The sequence below is a fragment of the Streptomyces sp. NBC_01723 genome, assembly GCF_036246005.1.
Lineage (GTDB): Bacteria > Actinomycetota > Actinomycetes > Streptomycetales > Streptomycetaceae > Streptomyces.
In genome coordinates, this window is sequence record NZ_CP109171.1 from 161,068 (window position 1) to 180,662 (window position 19,595).

Here is a 19,595-nt window from a genome sequence, read left to right on the forward strand (position 1 = left end):
ACCTAGGGGACGAAAGCGCGGTCCGCCGCCGCAGGAGTGATGATGTCGAGCCTGCGGCCAGCCAGACGGTCGGTGTGCCGGTACATCGCCGAATGGGTTGCAACGAAGCTGCGCTGGAGCCTGCCGGCCGACGAATCCCGCACCTCAACACCAACAAAACCGACGCCGCTCCCCTCCTCTACACCGTCCACCTGCACCTGCACCTGCACCTGCGCACCTGCTGATCGACTACGCATGTGCGGGTCCGAAGCTGCCTCGCAGACTCGTTGCCAAGGCCCGCCGCATCCGCAAGAACTGAACGGGCTGTCGTGCCATCCGGTGCCGGGCAGGATGCCGTTCCGGTTCCTAGTCACGTGATCCGCCGGACAGTCCTAGCAGTGCTCCGCTTCCTCGAGCGCGTGCAGCTGCGCGACCCGGCCCGCACCCGACGGTGGGTCCACGACGAGGAACGCCGCGCCGCCGAACGGCAGCGCGGCATCGAGGCACGGCCCGCCCCGCCCGACTGGCTCCTGCAACAGGGCCTGAATGGGAAGCCCCGCCCGTCTACGTCCACGCCGGCGACTGCTGGAATGCGGGCAAGAACAGTATCTCGTTCATGACCCTGACTCTCGGAGAGCAAAGACCCGTCCGGCACATCTCCGGACGTTCCGGAGACCGTACGGCGGAGTCCGGGTCGCTCGCCGGACGATCCAACCCTTCACGATCGCCGTCATCGCCCCTCCGGGGTCGAGGTGCCCGTGACCGGCCCGCCATGCGGTGGGGCCCGCCAGGATAGGCAAGATGTCCATCCGCCCTACCGACCCCTGGCATCACTACGGTCGCACCCGTCACGCCACTGACCGCGCCGTGCCCGACCGCTTCTTCTGGAGCTGAGGTCAAGACAGGGCCCGGAACCGAAGCCCTCGGCGAGATCAGCGGCCGCTGCGTCGGCGACCTCGGTGCCGTCGCAGCCCGGCAGGCGCCCACGTCGCCGTGGACCACCATCCAGCCCTGATCATCGCCGTCGACACCTCGCCCGCCCAGCACACAATGGCCGAGGACCTGTACGGCCACCCCGCCTCCCGACTGCGACTGGTCAGCTCCGGCGTACTCCGGCACCTGCATGCGACGGCTGGCACCTACGACGTGCTCTACAGCGTCTTCGGCGCCGTCGACTTCGTCGAGCCGCGCGAGCTGCTGCCTGCGACCGCCGCCGCGCTGCGCCCGGGCGGCCGCCTCGTGTTCTCCGCCTTCGCCCATCACCTCGGCGGCGAGCCCGCCCACCTCGACGTGCAGCACACCGAAATCGGAGCGAAGACCCCCGAAGGCGGAGCCGCCACGATGCACCGCTGGTCCTCCAGAAACAGGTGTGGACCACGCTCCTCGACGAGGCCGACTTTGCCTGGATCAGCACGGAGACGCTGCCCGTCGGGCCCGGGCCGCGCCCCGCTGGCACACACCTGGTGACCACGTTCCGCCGCGGCCAGCCCGCCGCGTCGATGTCGCCTCCGTGTGGGGCACCGCTGCCGCCGACTTAGTCGGCGGCAGCGTCCGGTCATGCGAGCCGGACCGGCCGCGTGACGGACGCGATTGCTCATTCCGAATGACCGTACAACCTTGAACGGCTGTCACGAGTCGCTGTGATCACGGCGCTGGGACGCGCCACCACAGTTTCCAGGAGGACTCCCCTTGAACCGCCTCAACTCCGCCGGTCTGCGCCTCGGCGTTGCCACTGCCGTCGTCCTCGCCGTGACGGCCGGAGGCCTGGCCGCCCCGGCCCTCGCGGCCGGCCCGGCAGTGACCGCACCCGCCACGTCCCTGCAGCGGGCGGCCTCCTTGCCGCCCGGCGCAGTGGCCCTCTCCGGCGGGCCCACTGGCTTCCTCTCGCGTCACAAGGAGGACGGGAGCGACGTCTACACGTGGACGCGGTACGACGGCACCCGGACCACACTGCCGGGTGGCCCGTACGGGGCGAACCCGGGCACGGACACCGTCGTGCGGACCGACGGCACCAACCGCACCTTCCTCGACATGGCCACAGGCGAGGAGTTGGTCTCCTACGACCTCGGCGGGGTGTACGTCGCCCTCCGATTCCAGGGAACCACGCTCATCGCCTCGAAACGCGTGGACAACCGGCAGGAGCTGCACCTGCTCGACAAGGACGCCCAAGGCCGGGTCGTGGACCGGACGCTGACCGGCCTGCCCCAGGGCATGACGTGGCGGGCCCCTGACAACTCGGACCCGGACACGTTGCTGCTCCACGGTTTCAAGCACACGGACGGCGTATGGGAGCAGCGGCTGGCCTTGGTGGACCTGGCCTCGGCTTCGGTGACGGCAACGTATGACGTCCTGAACAACAAGAATGAGGTCCGTCCCGTCAGCGGGTCGCGGACCCACGTGGTCTGGCAGGACCGGGACGCCGAAGGAAAGGCGGTCCTGGCTGTGACCCGGCCAGGTTCTCGGGAAGTCAGCCGTAGCACGTGGGAGGGGATGGTGAAGGGGTCCCCGGGGACGTTCGGCCTGGCGGGCGACTGGGCCGTGTCCGCCGACCCTCACGCCTTCACCGCCCTGGGCCCGGAGGTTCGGCCCGCGCCGACCGCCCGGTCGTTGACGACGGGCGAGACCGTCCAGTTCCTCGCGCACGCCACCTCCCTTGTCCCGACCGCCGACGGCGGTCTGATCGCCACCGGTGGCACGGTCGAACACGGCGAGGGGGTGTACCGGATCACGCCGGGCCCGGACGGCGGGCGGCCCACCGTGTCCGTCCTGGCGACCACCGGAGTCCCCACCGCCGTCACCGGCCTGTCCGAGCCCCTGGCGCCGTCCGGCGTGATCGACCTCGACCAGGCCGACGGGCACGTACCGGTCGCCTGGACACTCAGCCGCGCCAACGCGCGTGTTCACCTGAAGCTCGTGCACACCGCCACGGGCACGTCCCACACCGTGTCGGCATGGTCACCCGAGCCGGACACGACGGAGTTCCGCCTGAACTGGGACGGCCTCCTCGGCAAGTTCCCGGCGTACCGGGGCGCGTACACATGGACGATGCGGGCCGAACCCGCCAACGGCATCGGCCCGGCCCTCGAGCGCACCGGTTCGTTCACCGTCACCCGCGCACCCCGGCCGCACGACTTCGACGACAACGGCTCGCCGGACATCTTCAGCCGCTCCTCGACCGGCGTTCTGTCTCTGTACGACGTCGGGCATCTGCGGCACCTGACGTCCGACGACACGCCGCGCCGGGCCCGGATCGGCGGCGGGTGGAACACCTACGACAGGATCGTCCCCGCCGCCACCGGTCTCGTCGCCCGCGACACGGCCGGCGTCCTGTGGTCCTACGAGGGCAAGGGCGACGGCACCCTCACCCCACGCAAGCGCGTCGGTGGCGGATGGAAGATCTACGACAAGCTCACCAGCGGCTCCGATCTGACCGGCGACGGACGGAACGACCTCCTCGCCACGGACAAGACCGGCGTGCTGTGGCTCTATCCCAGCAAGGGCGACGGCACCTTCTCCGCGCGCAAGCGGGTCGGCGGCGGCTGGAGCGTCTACAACCAGCTGACCGCCACCGGCAACCTGGCGGGCGCCCCCGCCGGAGACCTCGTCGCGCGGGACAAGTCCGGCGTGCTCTGGCTCTACCTGGGCAAGGGCGATGGCACCTTCGCGCCCCGGACACGGATCAGCGGTGGCTGGAGCGGGTACCAGATGATCGGCCCGGGAGACATCGACGGCGACGGCTGGAGCGACGTGCTCACCGTGCCCGAAGGCTACGTCGGCAACGCGACCGTGACGTTCTACTACGGCACCGGTCAGTGGAGGACCCCGTTTCCCACCACCGGCATCCACGGTGCCTGGATACGCGGGCTGGATCCGCTTCTCTGACCGACTGAAGGACCACTGGTACAGCATCTGCCGACATCTCCCGCCCCGGTGAACAAGAACAAGGCTGACCGGTGTGACGAGTACGCCCTCCGGCGCACCAAGGGAGAGCGGTGGAGCGACTGGGTCGGGGCTGTCGGTCTTGTCAGCGGCCCCTCTCCCGTTCGCCGTCCAGTGGTCAGTGAGGCCGGCCGTGGCGTTGTCCTCCCAGCCGTCGACCCGCTGGAAGTAGCCGTTCATGGAGCGGGAGTGGCGGGCCCATCCGCCCTGGTCGGTGATAGCCACGGCGTCCTTTCCCTTCTTGTGGGCGGTCGTGGCCAGGCCGATGCGGAGGAGTGGCCGGTCCAGGCGAGCGGGATGCCAGCGCGGGCGCTGATCCGCTTCACGGCCCGGGTGACGGAGTCGGGGCCATGCCGCCGGTGACGTTGCCGTGCCGGTCGACGCCGACGAGCGCCGGCGCGTCGGGCTGCGACCAGCGCGGCTCGGCCTCGGCGGCGATGCAGCCGCGTGTCACTTCACGCGAAGGCCCTCGCGGTCTTCGAGGGCGCTGATGGCGGTGGCGGTGAGGCTGTGGGTGATGTGGCCTCGCATCAGCTGGGCAGCTTCGGCGGCGCGGCCGTCCACGATGTGGGAGACGAGTTGGTGGTGCTCCTGTAGGTCCCGGGTCCGGGGTTCGTCACCGGGTGGGAGTTCGAGGCCGAGGCGCCGGTAGCGGTCGGATTTGTCCCACAGGTCGTCCAGGAGACGGATGAGGACGTCGTTGTGCGAGGCCCGGTACAGCGCCTGGTGGAAGGCGCGGTGGGCCGTCAGTGCCTCTTCCCCCCATTGGCGGGTGACGGGGAGGAGCTTGTCGACGGCGGCCTGCATGATGGCGATGTCGTCGTCGGTGCGTCGCTGGGCGGCGAGTTCGGCGGCGGTCGGGTCCAGGGACAGGCGGACTTCGAAAAGCTGGCGGGCCTCGTTCGAGTTCATGACGGAGACCCGGACGTCGCGGTGGGTTTCGACGGTGACGAGTCCCTCGCTGCTGAGGCGTCGGATGGCCTCGCGCAGGGGCGTGATGCTCATGTTGAGGGACTCGGCGAGGTCGTACTGGGCGAGCCGTGACCCGGCAGGCAGCGTGCCGAAGAGGATCCGATCGCGGAGTTCTGCGTAGGCGAGGTCGCTCTTGCTGAAGAACAGGTTCTGTCCTGCCATAGCCCCTGACCGTTCCCTTTCCGGAGCTGCTCCACCCCTTGACATCCCGCAGCGAACCAGCTCACCCTAACAGCCGTCGCATCTTATAAGATATGAGAAAGGCTCGCAGTGAAGATCACCAATGTCTACGAGGGCGTCGTTCCGATCAGCTCCTCGATCCGCAACGCCTGGATCGACTTCAGCTCCATGGACTGTTCGATCGTGGCGATCGAGAGCGACGTCATCCGGGACGGCAAGCCCGTGGTGGGCTACGGCTTCAACTCCAACGGCCGCTACAGCGCCGGAGAGATCCTGCGCCGCCGGATCCTGCCCCGCCTCCTCGATGCCGAGCCCGGCAGCCTGCTCGACGAGCAGGGCGGCCTCGACCACGCCAAGGCGTGGGACGTGATGATGCGCAACGAGAAGCCCGGCGGGCACGGCGAGCGCTCGGTCGCGGTCGGTGTGGTGGACATGGCCCTGTTCGACCTGGCCTCCAAGATCGAGGGCAAGCCGCTGTACCGGTATCTGTCCGAGCGCTACGGCGACGGGCAGCCCGACGACTCCGTCTTCGTCTACGCCGCCGGCGGCTACTACGCCCCGGGCAAGACCCTCGCCGGCCTTCAGGACGAGATGCGCGGCTTCCTCGACCTGGGCTACGACGTCGTCAAGATGAAGATCGGCGGCGCCGACCTGGCGGAGGACCTGCGCCGTATCGAGGCCGTCATCGACGTGCTGGACGGTGACGGCTCCCGGCTGGCCGTCGACGTCAACGGCCGCTTCGACCTCAACACGGCCCTGGAGTACGGGCGGGCCATCGAGCCCTACGGCCTGTTCTGGTACGAGGAGATCGGCGACCCGCTCGACTACCATCTCAACGCCACCGTCGCCGAGCACTACACCGGCTCCATCGCCACGGGCGAGAACCTCTTCTCCCTCCAGGACGCCCGCAACCTGATCCGCTACGGCGGCCTGCGCCCCGACCGCGACACCATCCAGGTCGACCCCGCGCTCTCCTACGGACTGGTGGAGTACCTGCGCATCCAGGACATGCTCCGTCAGCACGGCTGGTCCTCGCGCCGCTGCATCCCGCACGGCGGGCACCAGTTCTCCCTGCACATCGCCGCCGCCCTCAAGCTCGGCGGCAACGAGTCCTACCCGGGCGAGTTCCAGCCCACCGGTGGCTTCGCCGACGACGCCGTCGTCGACAAGAGCCGCGTCGGCCTGACCGACACCCCCGGCATCGGTTTCGAGAGCAAGGACGCCTTCTACAAGGTGCTGCGCGCCCTGCACAGCTGACCGCCACCCCACCGCGGACGCGCCCGCCACCGGGCGGGCGCCGTCGGCCGGCGCCGCGGAAACGGGCGCCACACACGAGATCGGGGGCGCGCGAGCCGCGTCGCCGTCCCCGCACCCCCCACGGGACAGGGCTACACACGATCGTCGTGCAAAGGAGCACCAACGATGACAAGCACCACCACCTCCGGCCGCCCGCAGCGGTCACGGCTGAGCCGTCTCATACGTGAGCTGTGGTTCCAGGTCGTCCTGGCCGCCGTCCTCGGCATCGCCGTCGGCATCCTCGCGCCCGGGCTGGGGGAGGACCTGAGGCCGCTCAACGACTGGTTCATCGCGCTGGTCAAGATGATCGTGATCCCGGTCGTGTTCTGCGTGGTCACCACCGGCATCGCCTCCATGGACAACCTGCGCAAGGCGGGCCGGATCGGTGTGAAGGCGATCGGCTACTTCCTGGTGCTGTCCCTGGTGTCCATGCTGATCGGGCTGGTCGTCGCCAACATCTTCCAGCCCGGCGCCGGCCTGCACGTCGACCCCTCGTCGCTGAACGCCGACGACGTGCCCAAGACCGCCACCGAGCACGCCACCTTCACCGGCTTCGTCTCCTCCCTCATCCCCGCCTCCCTGCTGGGCGCGATCACCGGGGACGCCATCCTGTCCGCGCTGATGGTCTCGATCGTCTTCGGTGCGGCCCTGAACATGGCCGGCGAGGAAGGGGCACCGCTGACCCGCGGCATCAAGGCGCTCTCCGACGTCGTCTTCCGCATCGTGGGCTGGGTGATGCGCCTCGCGCCCCTGGGCACCTTCGGCGCCCTGGCCACCGTGGTCGCCACCTACGGCGCCGAGAGCCTCAAACAGCTCGGCTACCTCATCGTCCTGTTCACCGCGACCTGCGTCGTCTACGTCCTGGTCGTCCTCGGCGCCATCATGCGGGCCTGCCGCCTGAGCCTGTTCGGCCTCATCCGCTTCCTCAAGGCCGAACTGCTCGTCGCCCTCAGCACCTGTTCCAGTGAGGCCGTCTTGCCCCAGCTGGTACGCAAACTGGAGATCCTCGGCATCGGCCGGCCCGTCGTCGGCATCGTCATCCCCTCCGGGTTCTCCTTCAACCTGGACGGCTCCGCGGTCTACCTCACGATGGCCTCCCTCTTCCTGGCCCAGGCCGTGGGCATCGACCTGTCCTGGCAGCAGCAGCTGATCATGGTCGGCGTCATGATGCTCACCAGCAAGGGCACCGCCGGGATCGCGGGCGGCGCGTTCATCGTCCTCGCCAGCACCGTCACCGCGGTCGGCCACATCCCGCTCGCCGCCCTCTCCCTGATCGTCGGCATCGACCGCATCCTCAACGAGGGCCGCGTGTTCATCAACGTCCTCGGAAACGCCGTCGCCACCATCGTGATCGGCAAGTGGGAGAACGACTTCGACACGGAACAGGCCCGCAAGGTCCTGCACTCCCGCAGCACCACGCCGCCGCAGGCCGAGTTGGACACCGCCAAGGTCGACGCCGACAAATAGCCGTGGCCGTCGACAACGCGACCACCTCTTCGTCCTCATCGGCCACAACGCCCCGGCCCGCTTCCACCGCTCCGAACATGTCAGCCCGCCACTGATGCGGGTCCTGGACCGCCTGGACGACTCCCCGGCCCTGGTGCAGACCGACCTGGTCGACACCCTCGCGATGACCCCCTTGTCCGTCGCGCTGCTCGGCGACCAGACCCGCCACACCGGTCTGGCCCGCAGCGGCTGCTACCGCTGGTTCATGGACCCGGCCGAGCACCTGATGGTTCCCGAGGAGGCCCGCGAACGCTACGGCCGTGCCCAGGCAGCGCGCCTTTGGGCCGCGCCGACAGCCGGCAGCGACACCCCGCGAGCCGCCCGGATCCTCGCCGAGCTCCAGGAACACAGCCCCGAGTTCGTCCGCATGTGGGAACTTCAGGAAGTCGCACAAAGCTACGACGACGGCAAGACCATCCTCCATCCCGAACTCGGCCGCATCGACGTCGATGCCCAGATCCTGTTCACCGAGAACCGCGCCCAGTCCCTGGTGGTGCTGACCACTCGCCCCGGCACGGAGAGCCACAGCAAACTCGAACTGCTCTCCGTCGTCGGACACCAACAGCTCACTTCCTGACGTCCTGGGACGGGCAACTGGGCCGGGCTCGGCGCTGGAGGGGCCGGACATGGGCACCCTGAAATGGTGCAGTCCGATCGGCTTTTGCCCCGCGCATTACGGCCAAATGTGTCGGTCCCCTGCGATGTCCGGGCTCCGCGCTCAGGCCTCCCATTTGACCGGACGCTGCCTCCGTTTTACTCTCGACCAAGTACGGAGGCAGCATCCGTTTTGCTGCGGCCGCAGGATCACGGCAGGCAGGAGGGCGCATGAGTGCCGGCGAACAGCGGGGACGCAAGCCTCGCGCGGACGTTCAGCGCAACCGCGCAGCCCTTGTGGAGACCGCGCAGCGTCACTTCCTGCGGCACGGGGTCGGCACCTCCCTTGAGGCGGTGGCCAAGGAGGCGGGTGTCGGGCCCGGCACCCTGTACCGGCACTTCCCCACCCGGGAAGCGCTGCTGGCGGCCGTGCTGCAGACGCGCTCCGAGGAACTGGTGGCCCGCCAGGCGGACATCGAGCAGCTCGGCGATCCCGCCGAAGCGCTGGAGCAGTGGCTGCGGGCGATGGAGGAGTACTTCAGCGCCTTCAGCGGGCTGCCGGACCCGCTCATGGCGGCAGCCCGGGCGCAGGAGCCGGACAACCCGCTCACGATTCCCTGCGACATCCTCATCTCCGCCACCGATCAGTACGTGCGAGCCGCGCAGCTCGCGGGGCGCGTGCGCGCGTCGGTGCGAGGGAACGACCTGTTCCTCGCGGCCTGCTCCGTCGCCTGGATCAAGGGCACCGGCACCGAAGAGGAGTCGCTCGACCGGCTCCGCACCCTCATCGCGAGCGGCTACCGCCAGCAGGACACCCAGGCGTAAATCGCCAGGCACCCCGCCCTGACCCCCGCAAAGCCAGGCGGCATTACCACCCATCCATCACATCGTGCTGCCCCCAGGGGCGGCATAACCTACTAAGGGACAAATCATGAAAATTACTGCCATAGGCGCCGGAGCCATCGGCGGGAACCTCGCTGCCAAGCTCAGCACGGCCGGTCACGACGTCCAGGTGGCCGACGCCCGCGGCCCCGAGGCCGTCCGGGCGGAGGTGCTGGAGTCCGGGGCCCGCACGGCGGACCTCGCCGACGCCGTCCAGGGCCGGGACGTCATCGTCCTGTCGATCCCGTTCGGGGTGGCGGGCCAGCTGGCGGACCTGTTCGCGTCGGTGCCCGACGACACGGTGGTCATCGACACCTCGAACTACTACCCCGGAATGCTCAGCGAGCCGATCGAGGCGGTGGACGACGGCCAGGTGGAGAGCGTGTACACCGCCGAGCTGCTCGGCCGCCCCGTGGTCAAGGCGTGGAACGCCGCGCTGGCCGAAACCCAGCGGACCAAGGGTGTTCCGGCCGGAACGCCCGGCCGCCTCGCCATCCCTGTCGCCGGAGACTCCGAGGAGGCGCGGAAGGTGGCCATGAGCCTGGTGGACGACACCGGCTTCGACCCCTACGACACCGGCACACTGGCCGACTCCTGGCGCCAGCAGCCCAACAGCCCCGCCTACTGCACCGAGCTGACCCTCGACGAGCTGCCGACGGCCCTGGCCGCGGCCGACCGCGTCAAAGACGCGGCCATCCGCGACAGCCTCCCGGAACGCTTCGCCGCCCTCGGTGCCAACCCCACCGTCGACGACGTCGTCGAGATGAACCGCGCCGCCCACCGCTGAACACCCGACGCGGCTCTCGTGCACCCAACGGCACGAGGGCGGCAGCGCTGGGCGCCACGAACACACAAAGACGAACACGAAGAGCGCACAGTCCCCCCACGCTGCAGCCTCGGCACCCTGCGGCCTGCGAACATCCGCAAGCCTGCAGGTACCCGCAAGAGTGCATCTCGCGTCCGGCCCTTACTTCGGCTGCCGCCTCGCATGGCCTGCCGTACTGCGCTGTGCCGCGGCGGCCGTGACGGCGACTGAGCGCCATGGAGAGGAACCGCCTTGCCCGGCACCACGTCAGCCTTCACCGACATCGCACACTCCCGACGCTCTCCCCGGCAGTTCCTGCCCACCGCCCTGTCCCCTTCGGACATCCGGGGCGTACTGGAAGACGCACAGACCGCCCCCTCGAACAGCAACACCCAGCCGTGGACGGTGCACGTCGTCTCGGGTGCGGCGCGGGATGCCCTGGCCAAAGAGCTGCTCCGGGCCGAGGAGGAGGGGCGGACCTCCCCGGATTTCACCGATGGCTACGGCGAGGGTCTCTACCTCCAGCGGTCGCAGGCCCTGGGCGCGAGTGTCTACCGGGCCCGGGGTGTCGAGCGCTCGGACCGGGACGGCAGGAGGGCGGCGGTCCGCGAGAACCTGGAGTTCTACGGCGCTCCCCATGCCGCCTTCCTGTTCATGCCGGCACTCGGCGACGGGGTACGGACGGCCGGCGACATCGGCATGTACGCGCAGAACTTCCTGCTCTCGCTGGCGGCCCGGGGGCTGGCCGGCATCCCGCAGACCGTACTCGGCGTCTACGCCGACACCGTCCGCGAGTCTCTGGGTGTCCCCGCGGAACTCAAGCTGCTGTTCGGCATCTCCTTCGGCATGGCCGACCCGGCGGCACCGGTGAACACGCTCCGCACGGAGCGGGTTCCGCTGCGGCGGAGCGTGGTCTTGCATGACACCTCAGGAGTCCTCGACGGGCAGTAGTTCCTCCGCCCGCAGGACAACCGGCACCTGGGCCCGGGCCGCCACGCGCCCGGCGCCCGCAGGGCCTTTGATAAGACGGAGGATGCCTCCGTCTTATCGATGAAGTAATCGGAGGCAATATCCGTTTCTCATTGCCTGATCTGGAGAGGTAACCGTCACAAGCCGACAGATGGTCCTGGGGATGCAGTTCAGCGGTGGATACGGGGCCGCACCCGGGGCCTGGCGGCTGCCGGGTGCGAACCTGAGCAGTTACACGGACATGGGCCAGTTCGTGCGGTACGCGCAGGCCGGCGAGCGCGGCAAGATCCAGCTGCTGCTCATCGCGGGCACCCCGGTCCTGGACGTCGACCTCGACCACCAGGCCCCGCATCCACATGCTCGACCCGCTGCTGATCCCGACCGTCATCGCGCGCGAGACCGAGCGGATCGGCCTGGTCACCACCGCCTCCACCACGTTCACCGAGCCCTACAATCTCGCCCGCCAGTTCAAGGCCCTGGACGTGATCAGCCACGGCCGGTCCGGCTGGAACGCGGTGACCACCTCAGACCCCGCCGCTGCGGCGAACTTCGGCGCGACGATCCCGCCGCGCGCGGAGAAGTACGAGCTGCCCACGAGGCATCCAGATCGTCCAGGGGCTGTGGGGCAGCTGGGAGAAGGACGCCTGGCTTCTCGACGTCGACGGCAAGCGGTTCGCCGACATGGACAAGATCCAGCCGGTCAGCCTTCAGGGCAAGCACGCCGCCTCCCGCGGCCCGCTGCCCATCCCCCGCCCGAGCAGGTCCAGCCGGTCATCTTCCAGGCAGGTGGCGGCAGTTACGGCCTGGAACTCGCGGGCCGTTACGCAAGCGGCGTCTACGCCAACTCGTACACCGTCGAGGATGCCCGGGCCCAGCGCCAGGCTCTGCGGGACGCCGCCAAGCGCGCCGGACGCGACCCGGACGAGGTGAAGGTGCTCGCCGGCTTCATGCCGACCATCGCCCCCTCCCGCCAGGCCGCCCATCAGCGGCGCCGCTTCCTGGATGAGGTCGCCGACCTGAACCAGCGCGTCCGCTACCTCGGTGCCATGATCGGCCTCCCGCTCGGCCCCGGCCAACTCGACGAGCCGCTGACCGCGTACCAGTTCGCCGACGCCATACCCAGCCCACGCGACCCACGCTCCGTCCGCGCCCTCGAGTTGGCCCGGGAAGGCTGGACCCTGCGCGACGTGCTCTCCCACGGCGTCATCGACTACCGCGACCCGCAGGTGTTCCACGACGCCATGGCCGCCGTGGTCACCGTCAGGACGGCGATCGCCCTCACGGCACCACGGTCAGCCCCTTCGCCTCCCATTTCTGCCCCCCGATCCGATCTGGACGATCTCACCCTTGAAGAGGACTTCTACGCGGACGCCCTGGAGGACGTGTGACGACGGGGACTCTCGCGGGCCTGGGAAATCTGGCCCTGTCCAGGAAGGAAGGCTTCAAGACGTTCGTCGACGCTCCTCTCCGGACACAGCCCGCACAGCTGGCCCGACAGGCTCTCCAGGCTCTGGATGAAACGGCGCGGCCGGCCTACGAGCACGACCGGCGGACATGGCACGCGAACCTGGGCCCCCGTCAAGACCCCTCAACTGGTGTACCTCCACGGGGACTTGTGGGACATTGTCGACAGCAACCAGCAGGACGGCGACAAGGCCAAGGGCGCCGTCGCCGTCGACGCGTTCCCCGGCTTGGGGAAGACCACAGCGGTGCTCGCCTTCGCGCGGGAGTTTCACCGCCGGGAGATCGCCGAGCACGGCGCGTTCACCGCGCAGGGACATGAGCGATGGCCGGTGTGCCGGGTGGGGCTGACCGGCAACACGGGCATGAAGGACCTCAACCGAGTGGGCCCCGCGCCTCTCCCCCGCCGCCCTCCGCCCACTGACCCTGCCGGCCCTGACCCGGAGAGCATCACCGTGGCCCGGCTCCACGAGGCCGTTCCCACCCGGCGACTTCTCCATCGCCCAGGTCGTCCAGAGGCTCAACACCACCACAGCGCACGTCATCTACCTGCTGTCCCGACACCCGGTCGACTGGAGCCCTCCCCGGTTCCGGCGCACCCAGCACACCGCCACCCGCATCGGGCAATGGCGCACCTGGTACGAACACGACCATCTGCCGCTCCAGGACATCGCCGACCGCGAGGGAACGAACCTGGCCACTGTGCGCCTCGCCTTCCTCAAGAACGGCGCCCCGTCCGCCCGCCAGGAAGCTTCCGACGCCGACTGTGAACAGAGGATGGCTCACAGAAGACCCAGCGCCGGCCCTGTCGGCGCTGCCAGCCCTTGATGATCAGCTGATCGCCGACTGTTCGGTGTCCGGGTTGGCTTCCTGGGTGGCGGCCCAAGTGGCGAGGAGGCGTAGCCCTTCTTCGGAGGGGGAGCCGGGCTCGGCGGCGTAGATGGTGAGGGTGAGGCCGGGGGCGGCGGCCATTTCCAGACCCTCGAAGGCGAGGGAGAGGTCGCCGACGGCGTGGTGGTGGAAGTGCTTGGTGCCGGTGCCGTGGTGGCGGACGTTGTGTGCACCCCACCGGGTACGGAACTCGTCACTGCGGGTGCACAGCTCGCCGACCAGGTCGTGCAGGTCCTTGTCGTGCGGGTTACGGCCGGCTTCCGCACGCACGATGGCGACGGTGATGTCGGCGAAGGCGCCCCAGGTCGGGTAGAAGCGGCGGGCGGCGGGGTCGAGGAAGGTGAAGCGAGCCAGGTTCTGCTGGTTGCCGGGCGTGGCGTACAGGTCGGTGTAGAAGGCGCGGAAGAGCTGGTTGGCGGCGAGGACGTCCATCCGCCCGTTACGGACGAAGGCCGGCCCTGCGGTGATCGCGTCCAGGGTCCATTGCAGGCTGCGGTGCGGCTTCCACTGCTCCTTGGTGCGCCGGCGGCGAGGGCGGGTGAGCGCGTCGGAGCCGTCGGCGGCCTGGACCAGGTTCACCAGGTGGGCGCGCTCGGCGTCGTCGAGCTGGAGGGCGCGGGCGAGAGCTTCGAGAACGGACGGGGAGACCCCGGCTAGGTTGCCGCGCTCCAGTTTCGAGTAGTACTCCACGCTCATGTCAGCCAGGGCCGCGACCTCGCTGCGGCGCAGGCCCGGCACACGGCGCCGGGAACCTCCGGGCAGTCCGGCCTGGTCAGGGGTGATCTTCGCGCGCCGCGAGGTGAGGAACTCGCGGACCTCCTCACGGTTGTCCATGCCTTCGACGGTACGTCCCGTACACGGCCATAGGGATGTACTGCCAGTACACCCCTTGTCAGTGACTCGCTGCGCGCGTGAAGAGGGCGTTACCTGGAAGGCGTGGTGCTTCTCCTTCGGCCAGCAAGGCGGGGAAGGAGCAGCTCCACGCCCCGCTCGGGCGGTCCGCCGCCCGAGGCTTTGGGGCCCGCACCTGCAACCCGTAGGCAAAGGAACCTCTCATGCGCGGCGCAGTGATCCACTCCCCTGGCGACATCCGCTTCGAGACTCTGGAGGACCCGAAGATCGAGCACCCGACCGACGCGATCATCCGCACGGCGGTGACCTGCGTGTGCGGGTCGGACCTGTGGCCCTACCGGGGCGCGGAGCCGACCGAGCACGCCCATCCCATGGGCCATGAGTACGTCGGCTTCGTGGAGGAGGTCGGCTCCGACGTCACCTCGGTCAAGCCAGGCCAGTTCGTCGTCGGCTCGTTCGCGACCTCCGACAACACCTGCGCGAACTGCCGCAACGGGTTCCAGTCGAACTGCCTGAACCGCGAGTTCATGTCAACCTGCCAGGCCGACTACGTCCGCATCCCCAACGCGCAGGGCACCCTCGTGGCTACCGACGGTGTGCCGGACGAGCGGTTCTGGCCGGGGCTTCTGGCCGTCTCGGACGTGATGGGCACCGGCTGGTGGGCCGCCGACGCCGCCGAGGTCAAGCCCGGCTCGACCACCGTGGTGGTCGGCGACGGCGCGGTCGGCCTGTGCGGCGTGATCGCAGCCAAGGAGATGGGCGCGGAGCGCATCATCGCCATGTCCCGCCACGAGTCTCGGCAGCAGCTCGCCCGGGAGTTCGGCGCGACCGACATCGTCACCGAGCGTGGCGAGGAGGGTGTCGCCCGGGTCAAGGAGATGACCGGCGGAATCGGCGCGGACTCCGTGCTGGAGTGCGTCGGCACCGCCCAGGCCATGCAGCAGGCCCTCCACTCCGCCCGCCCCGGCGGCAACGTCGGCTTCGTCGGCGTCCCGCACGAGGTCGCCGTCGACGGCCAGGAACTGTTCTTCTCCCACGTCGGCCTGCGTGGCGGCCCCGCCCCGGTACGCCGCTACCTGCCCGACCTGATCGACCGCGTCCTGTCGGGACGAGTCGACCCGGGCAAGGTCTTCGACCTCACTCTGCCCCTGGACCAGGTCGCCGAAGGCTACAAGGCCATGGACGAGCGCCGCGCGATCAAGGCCCTCCTCAAGCCCTGACCTCCTCTCTATACACGGAGCAACTGTGCATGTCACCCGCAGCTCGATCGACACCGTCAAGGGTCCGGCGGACTGGTTCACCGGCGACGTCTACATCGACGCCGTCGCCGCAGCCCCCTCACCGTCCCGGGTCACCGCGTCCTTGGTGCACTTCATGCCCGGTGCCCGCACCCACTGGCACCGCCATCCGCTGGGCCAGACCGTCTTCGTCACCGAAGGCGTCGGCCTGTGCCAGCGCCGCGGCGGACCGATAGAAGTCATCCGGCCCGGCGACCGCGTCCTGTTCGAGGCCGACGAAGAGCACTGGCACGGTGCTGCCCCGAACCGGCTGATGGTCCACCTGGCCATCAACGAGGGCGACGACGCCCACGACGTCGTGCACTGGCTGACCCCCGTCACCGACGAGGAGTACGCCCAAGCCCCGGCCACCGGCTAAACCCGGGGCTCCCTGGCTCAGGTTCGCCGAGGGCCGCACACCCGCGGAGGAACGCCGCGCTGTCGCGGCCCTTGCCGTGATCCACACCGCCTTTCCCCCCGGGGCCCGATGTGGCCCGCCCCCCATATCACTGAGGAGAACACCCGTGACCACCTTCGCCATCGTCGGCGCCGGCCCCGGCCTCGGGCTCGCCGCCGCCCGCCGCTTCGGGAATGCGGGCCACAGCGTCGCCCTCCTCTCGCGCAGCGCCCAGCACCAGCACCACCTGGCCGCCGAACTGGTGAGGGAACACATCAACGCCCGCGGCTTCACCGCCGATGTCCTCGACCCCGCCTCCCTCACCGCAGCCCTGCAAGAGGCCGCGGACATGCTAGGGCCCATCGAGATCCTTCAGTTCAGCCCGGTGCCCCGCGGCGACTTCATGAAGCCGGTCCTGGACACCACCGCAACCGACCTGGACGATCCGCTGGCGTTCTCCGTCAAGGGGCCCGTCACCTGCGTGAACACCGTTCTGCCCGGAATGCGGGAGCTCGGGCGAGGCACACTGCTGTTCGTCAACGGCGGCAGCGCGGTACGCCCGAAGGCCAGCGTGGCCGGTACCTCGATCGCGTTCGCCGCCGAAAGCGCGTATGCGGCGATGCTCCACACCGCGCTCGCCGACGAGAACATCCACGCCGCACAGCTCATCGTGCCCGGGGCGATCAGCCCCGACTCCGAGCACTCCAGCCCCGAGGCGCTGGCCGAGCTGCTGTACGGCCTGCACACCGGCCGGAAGGGTTTTCGCCACTATGCCGAGCCCATGCCCGAGCCGCAGGACGGCACCCCATGACCTTGCCCGTTCGCCGGGCTCTGACTGCCACCGCCACCACCGGTCTCCTGCTGCTGGCCGCGTCCGCCTGCTCCGACGACTCACCCGCCGAGCAGACACCGGCCACCGACTCCACGTCGTCGGCGTCCGGGCAGCCGCAGACCTCGGTGTCAGCAAGCGCGTCCGGCTCAGACAGGAGAACTCCGATGGACATCCGCGTCACCATCGACGGCCGACCCGTCGACGCGACTTTGAACGACAGCCCCGCTGCCCGCGACCTCGCCTCCCTGCTCCCGCTCACCCTGGACCTGGAGGACTTCCACGGAACCGAGCGGATCGCCGACCCGCCCAGGAAGCTGACCACCGAAGGCGCCCCCGAACCGGCCGCGGCAAAGGTCGGGGACATCGCCTACTTCGCACCGTGGGGAAACCTCGCCATCTTTTACAAGAACGGCCCCTCCGCCTCCCAAGATCTGCTGATCCTCGGCCACATCGACGCCGGCGCCGACCAGTTGTCCGGGGCCGGCCGGATCACCATCGAGGCCGCCTCCTGACCTCGCCCGCCCCACCTCCTCGTACGGGAAGAAGTTTTCGCATGTCCTCCGCCACCGGGTCCGCCCCCGGCAAGCTGCCCTCCGTCGTCTGGGTGCTCGCCGCCGGCACGTTCCTGATGGGCACCACCGAGTTCGTCATCGCCGGTCTGCTGCCCGAGATGGCGGCCGACCTGAACGTGAGCCTGTCGCATGCCGGCCTGTTGATCACCGCGTTCGCCGTCGGCATGATCGTCGGCGGGCCCACGATGGCCATGGCCACCCTGCGCCTGCCTCAGCGCCACACCCTCATCGGCGCCCTCGCTGTCTTCGCCCTCGGGCACGCCGTCGCCGCGCTCAGCACCTCCTTCACCGTCGTGCTGATCGCCCGGGTGGTGACCGCCCTGGCCACCGGTGCGTTCTGGGCGGTCGGCTTCGTCATCGCCACCGCCGCCGCCGGCCCTGCGAGCGCCACGCGGGCGGTCAGCGTCATGATGGGCGGCCTCACGCTGGCCAACGTCGTCGGCGTGCCGATCGGCTCGTTCGTCGGTCAGTACACCGGCTGGCGCGGCCCGTTCTGGGCGCTGGCCGTCCTCGCCGCACTGGCCGCCGCGTTCGTCGGCCGGTTCGTCCCCCGCACCGAGCAGCGGGCCGAGGTGTCGGTGCGGGCCGAGGTCCGCGCCCTCAAGCAGGGGCGGCTGTGGCTGGCGCTCGGCGCGGCCGTGCTGATCATGGGCGGAGTGCTGGCGACGTACACCTACATCACTCCGCTGCTGACCGACCGGGCGGGCATACCGGAGGGTGCCGTGCCGCTGGTGTTGATCGCCTTCGGTGTCGGTGCTTTGGGCGGTACCGCGATCGGCGGGCGTCTGGGGGACCGCCGCCCGATGGTCACGACGATCACCGCGTCGGCGGCCACCGCCCTCATCCTGCTGGCCCTGATTCCGGCCTCCAGCAGTCCGTCGGCCGCCGTGGTCCTGGTCTTCGGTATGGCCGCGGCCGGGTTCACCGTCAACCCGGTCGTCACCTCCCTGGCCGTCCGCTTCGCCGGGGAGGCCCCCACCCTCACCTCGGCGCTGACCACCTCCGGCTACAACACCGGCATCGCCGCCGGCTCCCTCGTCGCGGGCCGGGCCCTGGACTCCTCGCTCGGCCTGACCGGACCGGCCCTGGTCGGCGCTGTCTTCGCCGTACTCACTCTGCTGCCCTTGATCGCCCTCGCCCTGTGCGGCACCGCCCCCTTGCGGATCGTCGCCCACCACACCACCGACACCGAAGTACTGCGGCAGACAGCTGAAGCCGCCACGACGACCGCTCGCTGAACCCCACGCCCGTACACCTTCGTTGGGAGCAACCGCCATGAACCCCACCTACGACTTCACCGGACAGGTCGCCTTCGTCACCGGCGCCTCCTCCGGCATGGGCCTGGCCACCGCCCGCGCTTTCGCCGAAGCCGGGGCCGCCGTCGCGCTCGCCGACATCAACGAGGATGCCGTGAACGCTGCGGCCAAGCAGCTCGCGGACGACGGCCATCAGGTCCTCGGGCTGATCTGCGATGTCAGCGACGAGGACCAGGTCGCCGCCGTGGTCGACCGCACGGTCGAAGCCTTCGGCCGGCTCGACATGGCCTACAACAACGCCGGGATCATGCCCCCTCCCACCGACGCCGCAGACGAGAGCGCGGACCAGTTCGACCGTGTCCAGAACATCAACCTGCGGGGCATCTGGGCGAGCGTGAAGCACGAACTGCGCCACATGCGCACCCAGGGCAGCGGGACGATCGTCAACTGCTCCTCGCTCGGCGGGCTGGTCGGCAACCCTGGCCGCGCCGCCTACCACGCCACCAAGCACGGCGTGATCGGCCTGACCAAGAGCGCCGCCCTCGAATACGGCTCCCGCGGCGTCCGGATCAACGCCGTCTGCCCCGGCACGATCAGCACCCCGATGGTCGACGCCATGGTCGCGGGCGGAGAACTCGACCGCAGCCAGGCCGAAGCGGGCCAGGCCATCGACCGGCTCGGCACCGCAGACGAGATCGCCCAGGCCGTGCTGTGGCTGTGCAGCGACGGCGCCAGCTACGTCACCGGCATCGCCCTGCCCGTCGACGGCGGCTACACCGCCCAGTAACCACCCCCGGGCCGCGTACGACACGACGCCCGCGCCCCACTCTTCAACGAACCGAACCCGCGTAAGCCTCCTGGCTGCCAGGAGGCCATCGGGCCATGCCCGCTCCCGCACGGGCGCCACCGCTGTGCTGTTGACCCTGTCCACGACG

General features: G+C 69.8%; 20 protein-coding genes. 15 read left to right on the forward strand and 5 right to left on the reverse strand.

The window, feature by feature from the left end; all coding sequences use genetic code 11:
- Positions 1–2: 2 nt before the first annotated feature.
- Positions 3–209, reverse strand: a complete 207-nt coding sequence (locus OIE75_RS00760; RefSeq protein ID WP_329468978.1) for a hypothetical protein — start codon at positions 207–209, stop codon at positions 3–5.
- Between the two features lie 162 nt (positions 210–371).
- The gene (locus tag OIE75_RS00765; protein WP_329468979.1) at positions 372–515 is read right to left on the reverse strand and encodes a hypothetical protein; all 144 of its coding nucleotides are present in this window, start codon (positions 513–515) and stop codon (positions 372–374) included.
- A gap of 457 nt (positions 516–972) precedes the next feature.
- Here OIE75_RS00765 and OIE75_RS00770 point away from each other — a divergent pair, with 457 nt between their 5' ends.
- Both OIE75_RS00770 and OIE75_RS00775 read left to right on the forward strand, forming a co-directional pair.
- Complete coding sequence (locus OIE75_RS00770) at positions 973–1,446, forward strand: class I SAM-dependent methyltransferase (protein WP_329468980.1); 474 nt, start codon at positions 973–975, stop codon at positions 1,444–1,446.
- Positions 1,447–1,668: 222 nt separating this feature from the next.
- Positions 1,669–3,861, forward strand: a complete 2,193-nt coding sequence (locus OIE75_RS00775; protein ID WP_329468981.1) for an FG-GAP repeat domain-containing protein — start codon at positions 1,669–1,671, stop codon at positions 3,859–3,861.
- Positions 3,862–4,240: 379 nt separating this feature from the next.
- Here OIE75_RS00775 and OIE75_RS00780 read toward each other — a convergent pair whose 3' ends face one another.
- Together OIE75_RS00780 and OIE75_RS00785 are read right to left on the reverse strand one after the other, a co-directional pair.
- The gene (locus OIE75_RS00780; RefSeq protein WP_329468982.1) at positions 4,241–4,372 is read right to left on the reverse strand and encodes a hypothetical protein; all 132 of its coding nucleotides are present in this window, start codon (positions 4,370–4,372) and stop codon (positions 4,241–4,243) included.
- On the reverse strand, positions 4,369–5,052 hold the full coding sequence (locus tag OIE75_RS00785) for a GntR family transcriptional regulator (RefSeq protein ID WP_307008788.1): 684 nt from the start codon (positions 5,050–5,052) through the stop codon (positions 4,369–4,371). Before OIE75_RS00785 ends, OIE75_RS00780 begins: the two co-directional genes overlap by 4 nt.
- A 108-nt stretch (positions 5,053–5,160) precedes the next feature.
- Here OIE75_RS00785 and OIE75_RS00790 point away from each other — a divergent pair, with 108 nt between their 5' ends.
- The 7 genes from OIE75_RS00790 (at position 5,161) to OIE75_RS00820 (ending at position 12,510) form a co-directional block, all read left to right on the forward strand.
- On the forward strand, positions 5,161–6,327 hold the full coding sequence (locus OIE75_RS00790; RefSeq protein ID WP_329468983.1) for a mandelate racemase/muconate lactonizing enzyme family protein: 1,167 nt from the start codon (positions 5,161–5,163) through the stop codon (positions 6,325–6,327).
- A gap of 165 nt (positions 6,328–6,492) precedes the next feature.
- Positions 6,493–7,833 carry a cation:dicarboxylate symporter family transporter gene (locus OIE75_RS00795; protein ID WP_329468984.1) on the forward strand — a complete coding sequence of 447 codons (1,341 nt, stop codon included), beginning with the start codon at positions 6,493–6,495 and terminating at the stop codon, positions 7,831–7,833.
- A gap of 91 nt (positions 7,834–7,924) precedes the next feature.
- The gene (locus tag OIE75_RS00800; RefSeq protein WP_329473909.1) at positions 7,925–8,449 is read left to right on the forward strand and encodes an MmyB family transcriptional regulator; all 525 of its coding nucleotides are present in this window, start codon (positions 7,925–7,927) and stop codon (positions 8,447–8,449) included.
- Between the two features lie 248 nt (positions 8,450–8,697).
- A complete protein-coding gene (locus tag OIE75_RS00805) occupies positions 8,698–9,291 on the forward strand; it encodes a TetR/AcrR family transcriptional regulator (protein WP_307008791.1) in 594 nt (197 codons plus the stop codon).
- A 106-nt stretch (positions 9,292–9,397) separates the two neighbouring features.
- Positions 9,398–10,135, forward strand: coding sequence for an NADPH-dependent F420 reductase (locus OIE75_RS00810; protein ID WP_329468985.1), 738 nt, complete (start codon positions 9,398–9,400; stop codon positions 10,133–10,135).
- A 270-nt stretch (positions 10,136–10,405) separates the two neighbouring features.
- Positions 10,406–11,104 (forward strand): nitroreductase, encoded by a 699-nt coding sequence (locus tag OIE75_RS00815; RefSeq protein ID WP_329468986.1) that lies wholly within the window; start codon positions 10,406–10,408, stop codon positions 11,102–11,104.
- A 374-nt stretch (positions 11,105–11,478) separates the two neighbouring features.
- Complete coding sequence (locus OIE75_RS00820; RefSeq protein WP_329468987.1) at positions 11,479–12,510, forward strand: LLM class flavin-dependent oxidoreductase; 1,032 nt, start codon at positions 11,479–11,481, stop codon at positions 12,508–12,510.
- Positions 12,511–13,414: 904 nt separating this feature from the next.
- Here the strand turns inward: OIE75_RS00820 and OIE75_RS00825 are convergent.
- On the reverse strand, positions 13,415–14,308 hold the full coding sequence (locus tag OIE75_RS00825) for a helix-turn-helix transcriptional regulator (protein ID WP_329468988.1): 894 nt from the start codon (positions 14,306–14,308) through the stop codon (positions 13,415–13,417).
- A 221-nt stretch (positions 14,309–14,529) separates the two neighbouring features.
- On the opposite strand from OIE75_RS00825, the gene OIE75_RS00830 reads away from it, so the two are divergent.
- The 6 genes from OIE75_RS00830 (at position 14,530) to OIE75_RS00855 (ending at position 19,447) form a co-directional block, all read left to right on the forward strand.
- Positions 14,530–15,546, forward strand: coding sequence for a zinc-dependent alcohol dehydrogenase family protein (locus OIE75_RS00830; protein ID WP_329468990.1), 1,017 nt, complete (start codon positions 14,530–14,532; stop codon positions 15,544–15,546).
- Between the two features lie 25 nt (positions 15,547–15,571).
- Positions 15,572–15,982, forward strand: a complete 411-nt coding sequence (locus OIE75_RS00835) for a (R)-mandelonitrile lyase (protein WP_307008796.1) — start codon at positions 15,572–15,574, stop codon at positions 15,980–15,982.
- Between the two features lie 145 nt (positions 15,983–16,127).
- Positions 16,128–16,811, forward strand: coding sequence for an SDR family NAD(P)-dependent oxidoreductase (locus tag OIE75_RS00840; protein WP_307008797.1), 684 nt, complete (start codon positions 16,128–16,130; stop codon positions 16,809–16,811).
- Entirely contained in the window at positions 16,808–17,344 is a 537-nt protein-coding gene (locus OIE75_RS00845; RefSeq protein WP_329468991.1) for a cyclophilin-like fold protein, read from the forward strand. Before OIE75_RS00840 ends, OIE75_RS00845 begins: the two co-directional genes overlap by 4 nt.
- Before the next feature lie 41 nt (positions 17,345–17,385).
- Positions 17,386–18,642: an MFS transporter gene (locus OIE75_RS00850; protein WP_329468992.1), complete on the forward strand. Its 1,257-nt coding sequence runs from the start codon at positions 17,386–17,388 to the stop codon at positions 18,640–18,642.
- Between the two features lie 37 nt (positions 18,643–18,679).
- Positions 18,680–19,447: an SDR family NAD(P)-dependent oxidoreductase gene (locus OIE75_RS00855; RefSeq protein ID WP_307008800.1), complete on the forward strand. Its 768-nt coding sequence runs from the start codon at positions 18,680–18,682 to the stop codon at positions 19,445–19,447.
- Positions 19,448–19,595 lie beyond the last annotated feature (148 nt).

Excerpts from the sequence above, each read along its gene's own strand:
- OIE75_RS00785 (WP_307008788.1), bottom strand. The coding sequence starts at position 5,052 with ATGGCAGGACAGAACCTGTTCTTCAGCAAGAGCGACCTCGCCTACGCA.
- OIE75_RS00795 (WP_329468984.1), top strand. The coding sequence starts at position 6,493 with ATGACAAGCACCACCACCTCCGGCCGCCCGCAGCGGTCACGGCTGAGC.
- OIE75_RS00805 (WP_307008791.1), top strand. The coding sequence starts at position 8,698 with ATGAGTGCCGGCGAACAGCGGGGACGCAAGCCTCGCGCGGACGTTCAG.
- OIE75_RS00810 (WP_329468985.1), top strand. The coding sequence starts at position 9,398 with ATGAAAATTACTGCCATAGGCGCCGGAGCCATCGGCGGGAACCTCGCT.
- OIE75_RS00820 (WP_329468987.1), top strand. The coding sequence starts at position 11,479 with ATGCTCGACCCGCTGCTGATCCCGACCGTCATCGCGCGCGAGACCGAG.
- OIE75_RS00825 (WP_329468988.1), bottom strand. The coding sequence starts at position 14,308 with ATGGACAACCGTGAGGAGGTCCGCGAGTTCCTCACCTCGCGGCGCGCG.
- OIE75_RS00830 (WP_329468990.1), top strand. The coding sequence starts at position 14,530 with ATGCGCGGCGCAGTGATCCACTCCCCTGGCGACATCCGCTTCGAGACT.
- OIE75_RS00845 (WP_329468991.1), top strand. The coding sequence starts at position 16,808 with ATGACCTTGCCCGTTCGCCGGGCTCTGACTGCCACCGCCACCACCGGT.
- OIE75_RS00850 (WP_329468992.1), top strand. The coding sequence starts at position 17,386 with ATGTCCTCCGCCACCGGGTCCGCCCCCGGCAAGCTGCCCTCCGTCGTC.
- OIE75_RS00855 (WP_307008800.1), top strand. The coding sequence starts at position 18,680 with ATGAACCCCACCTACGACTTCACCGGACAGGTCGCCTTCGTCACCGGC.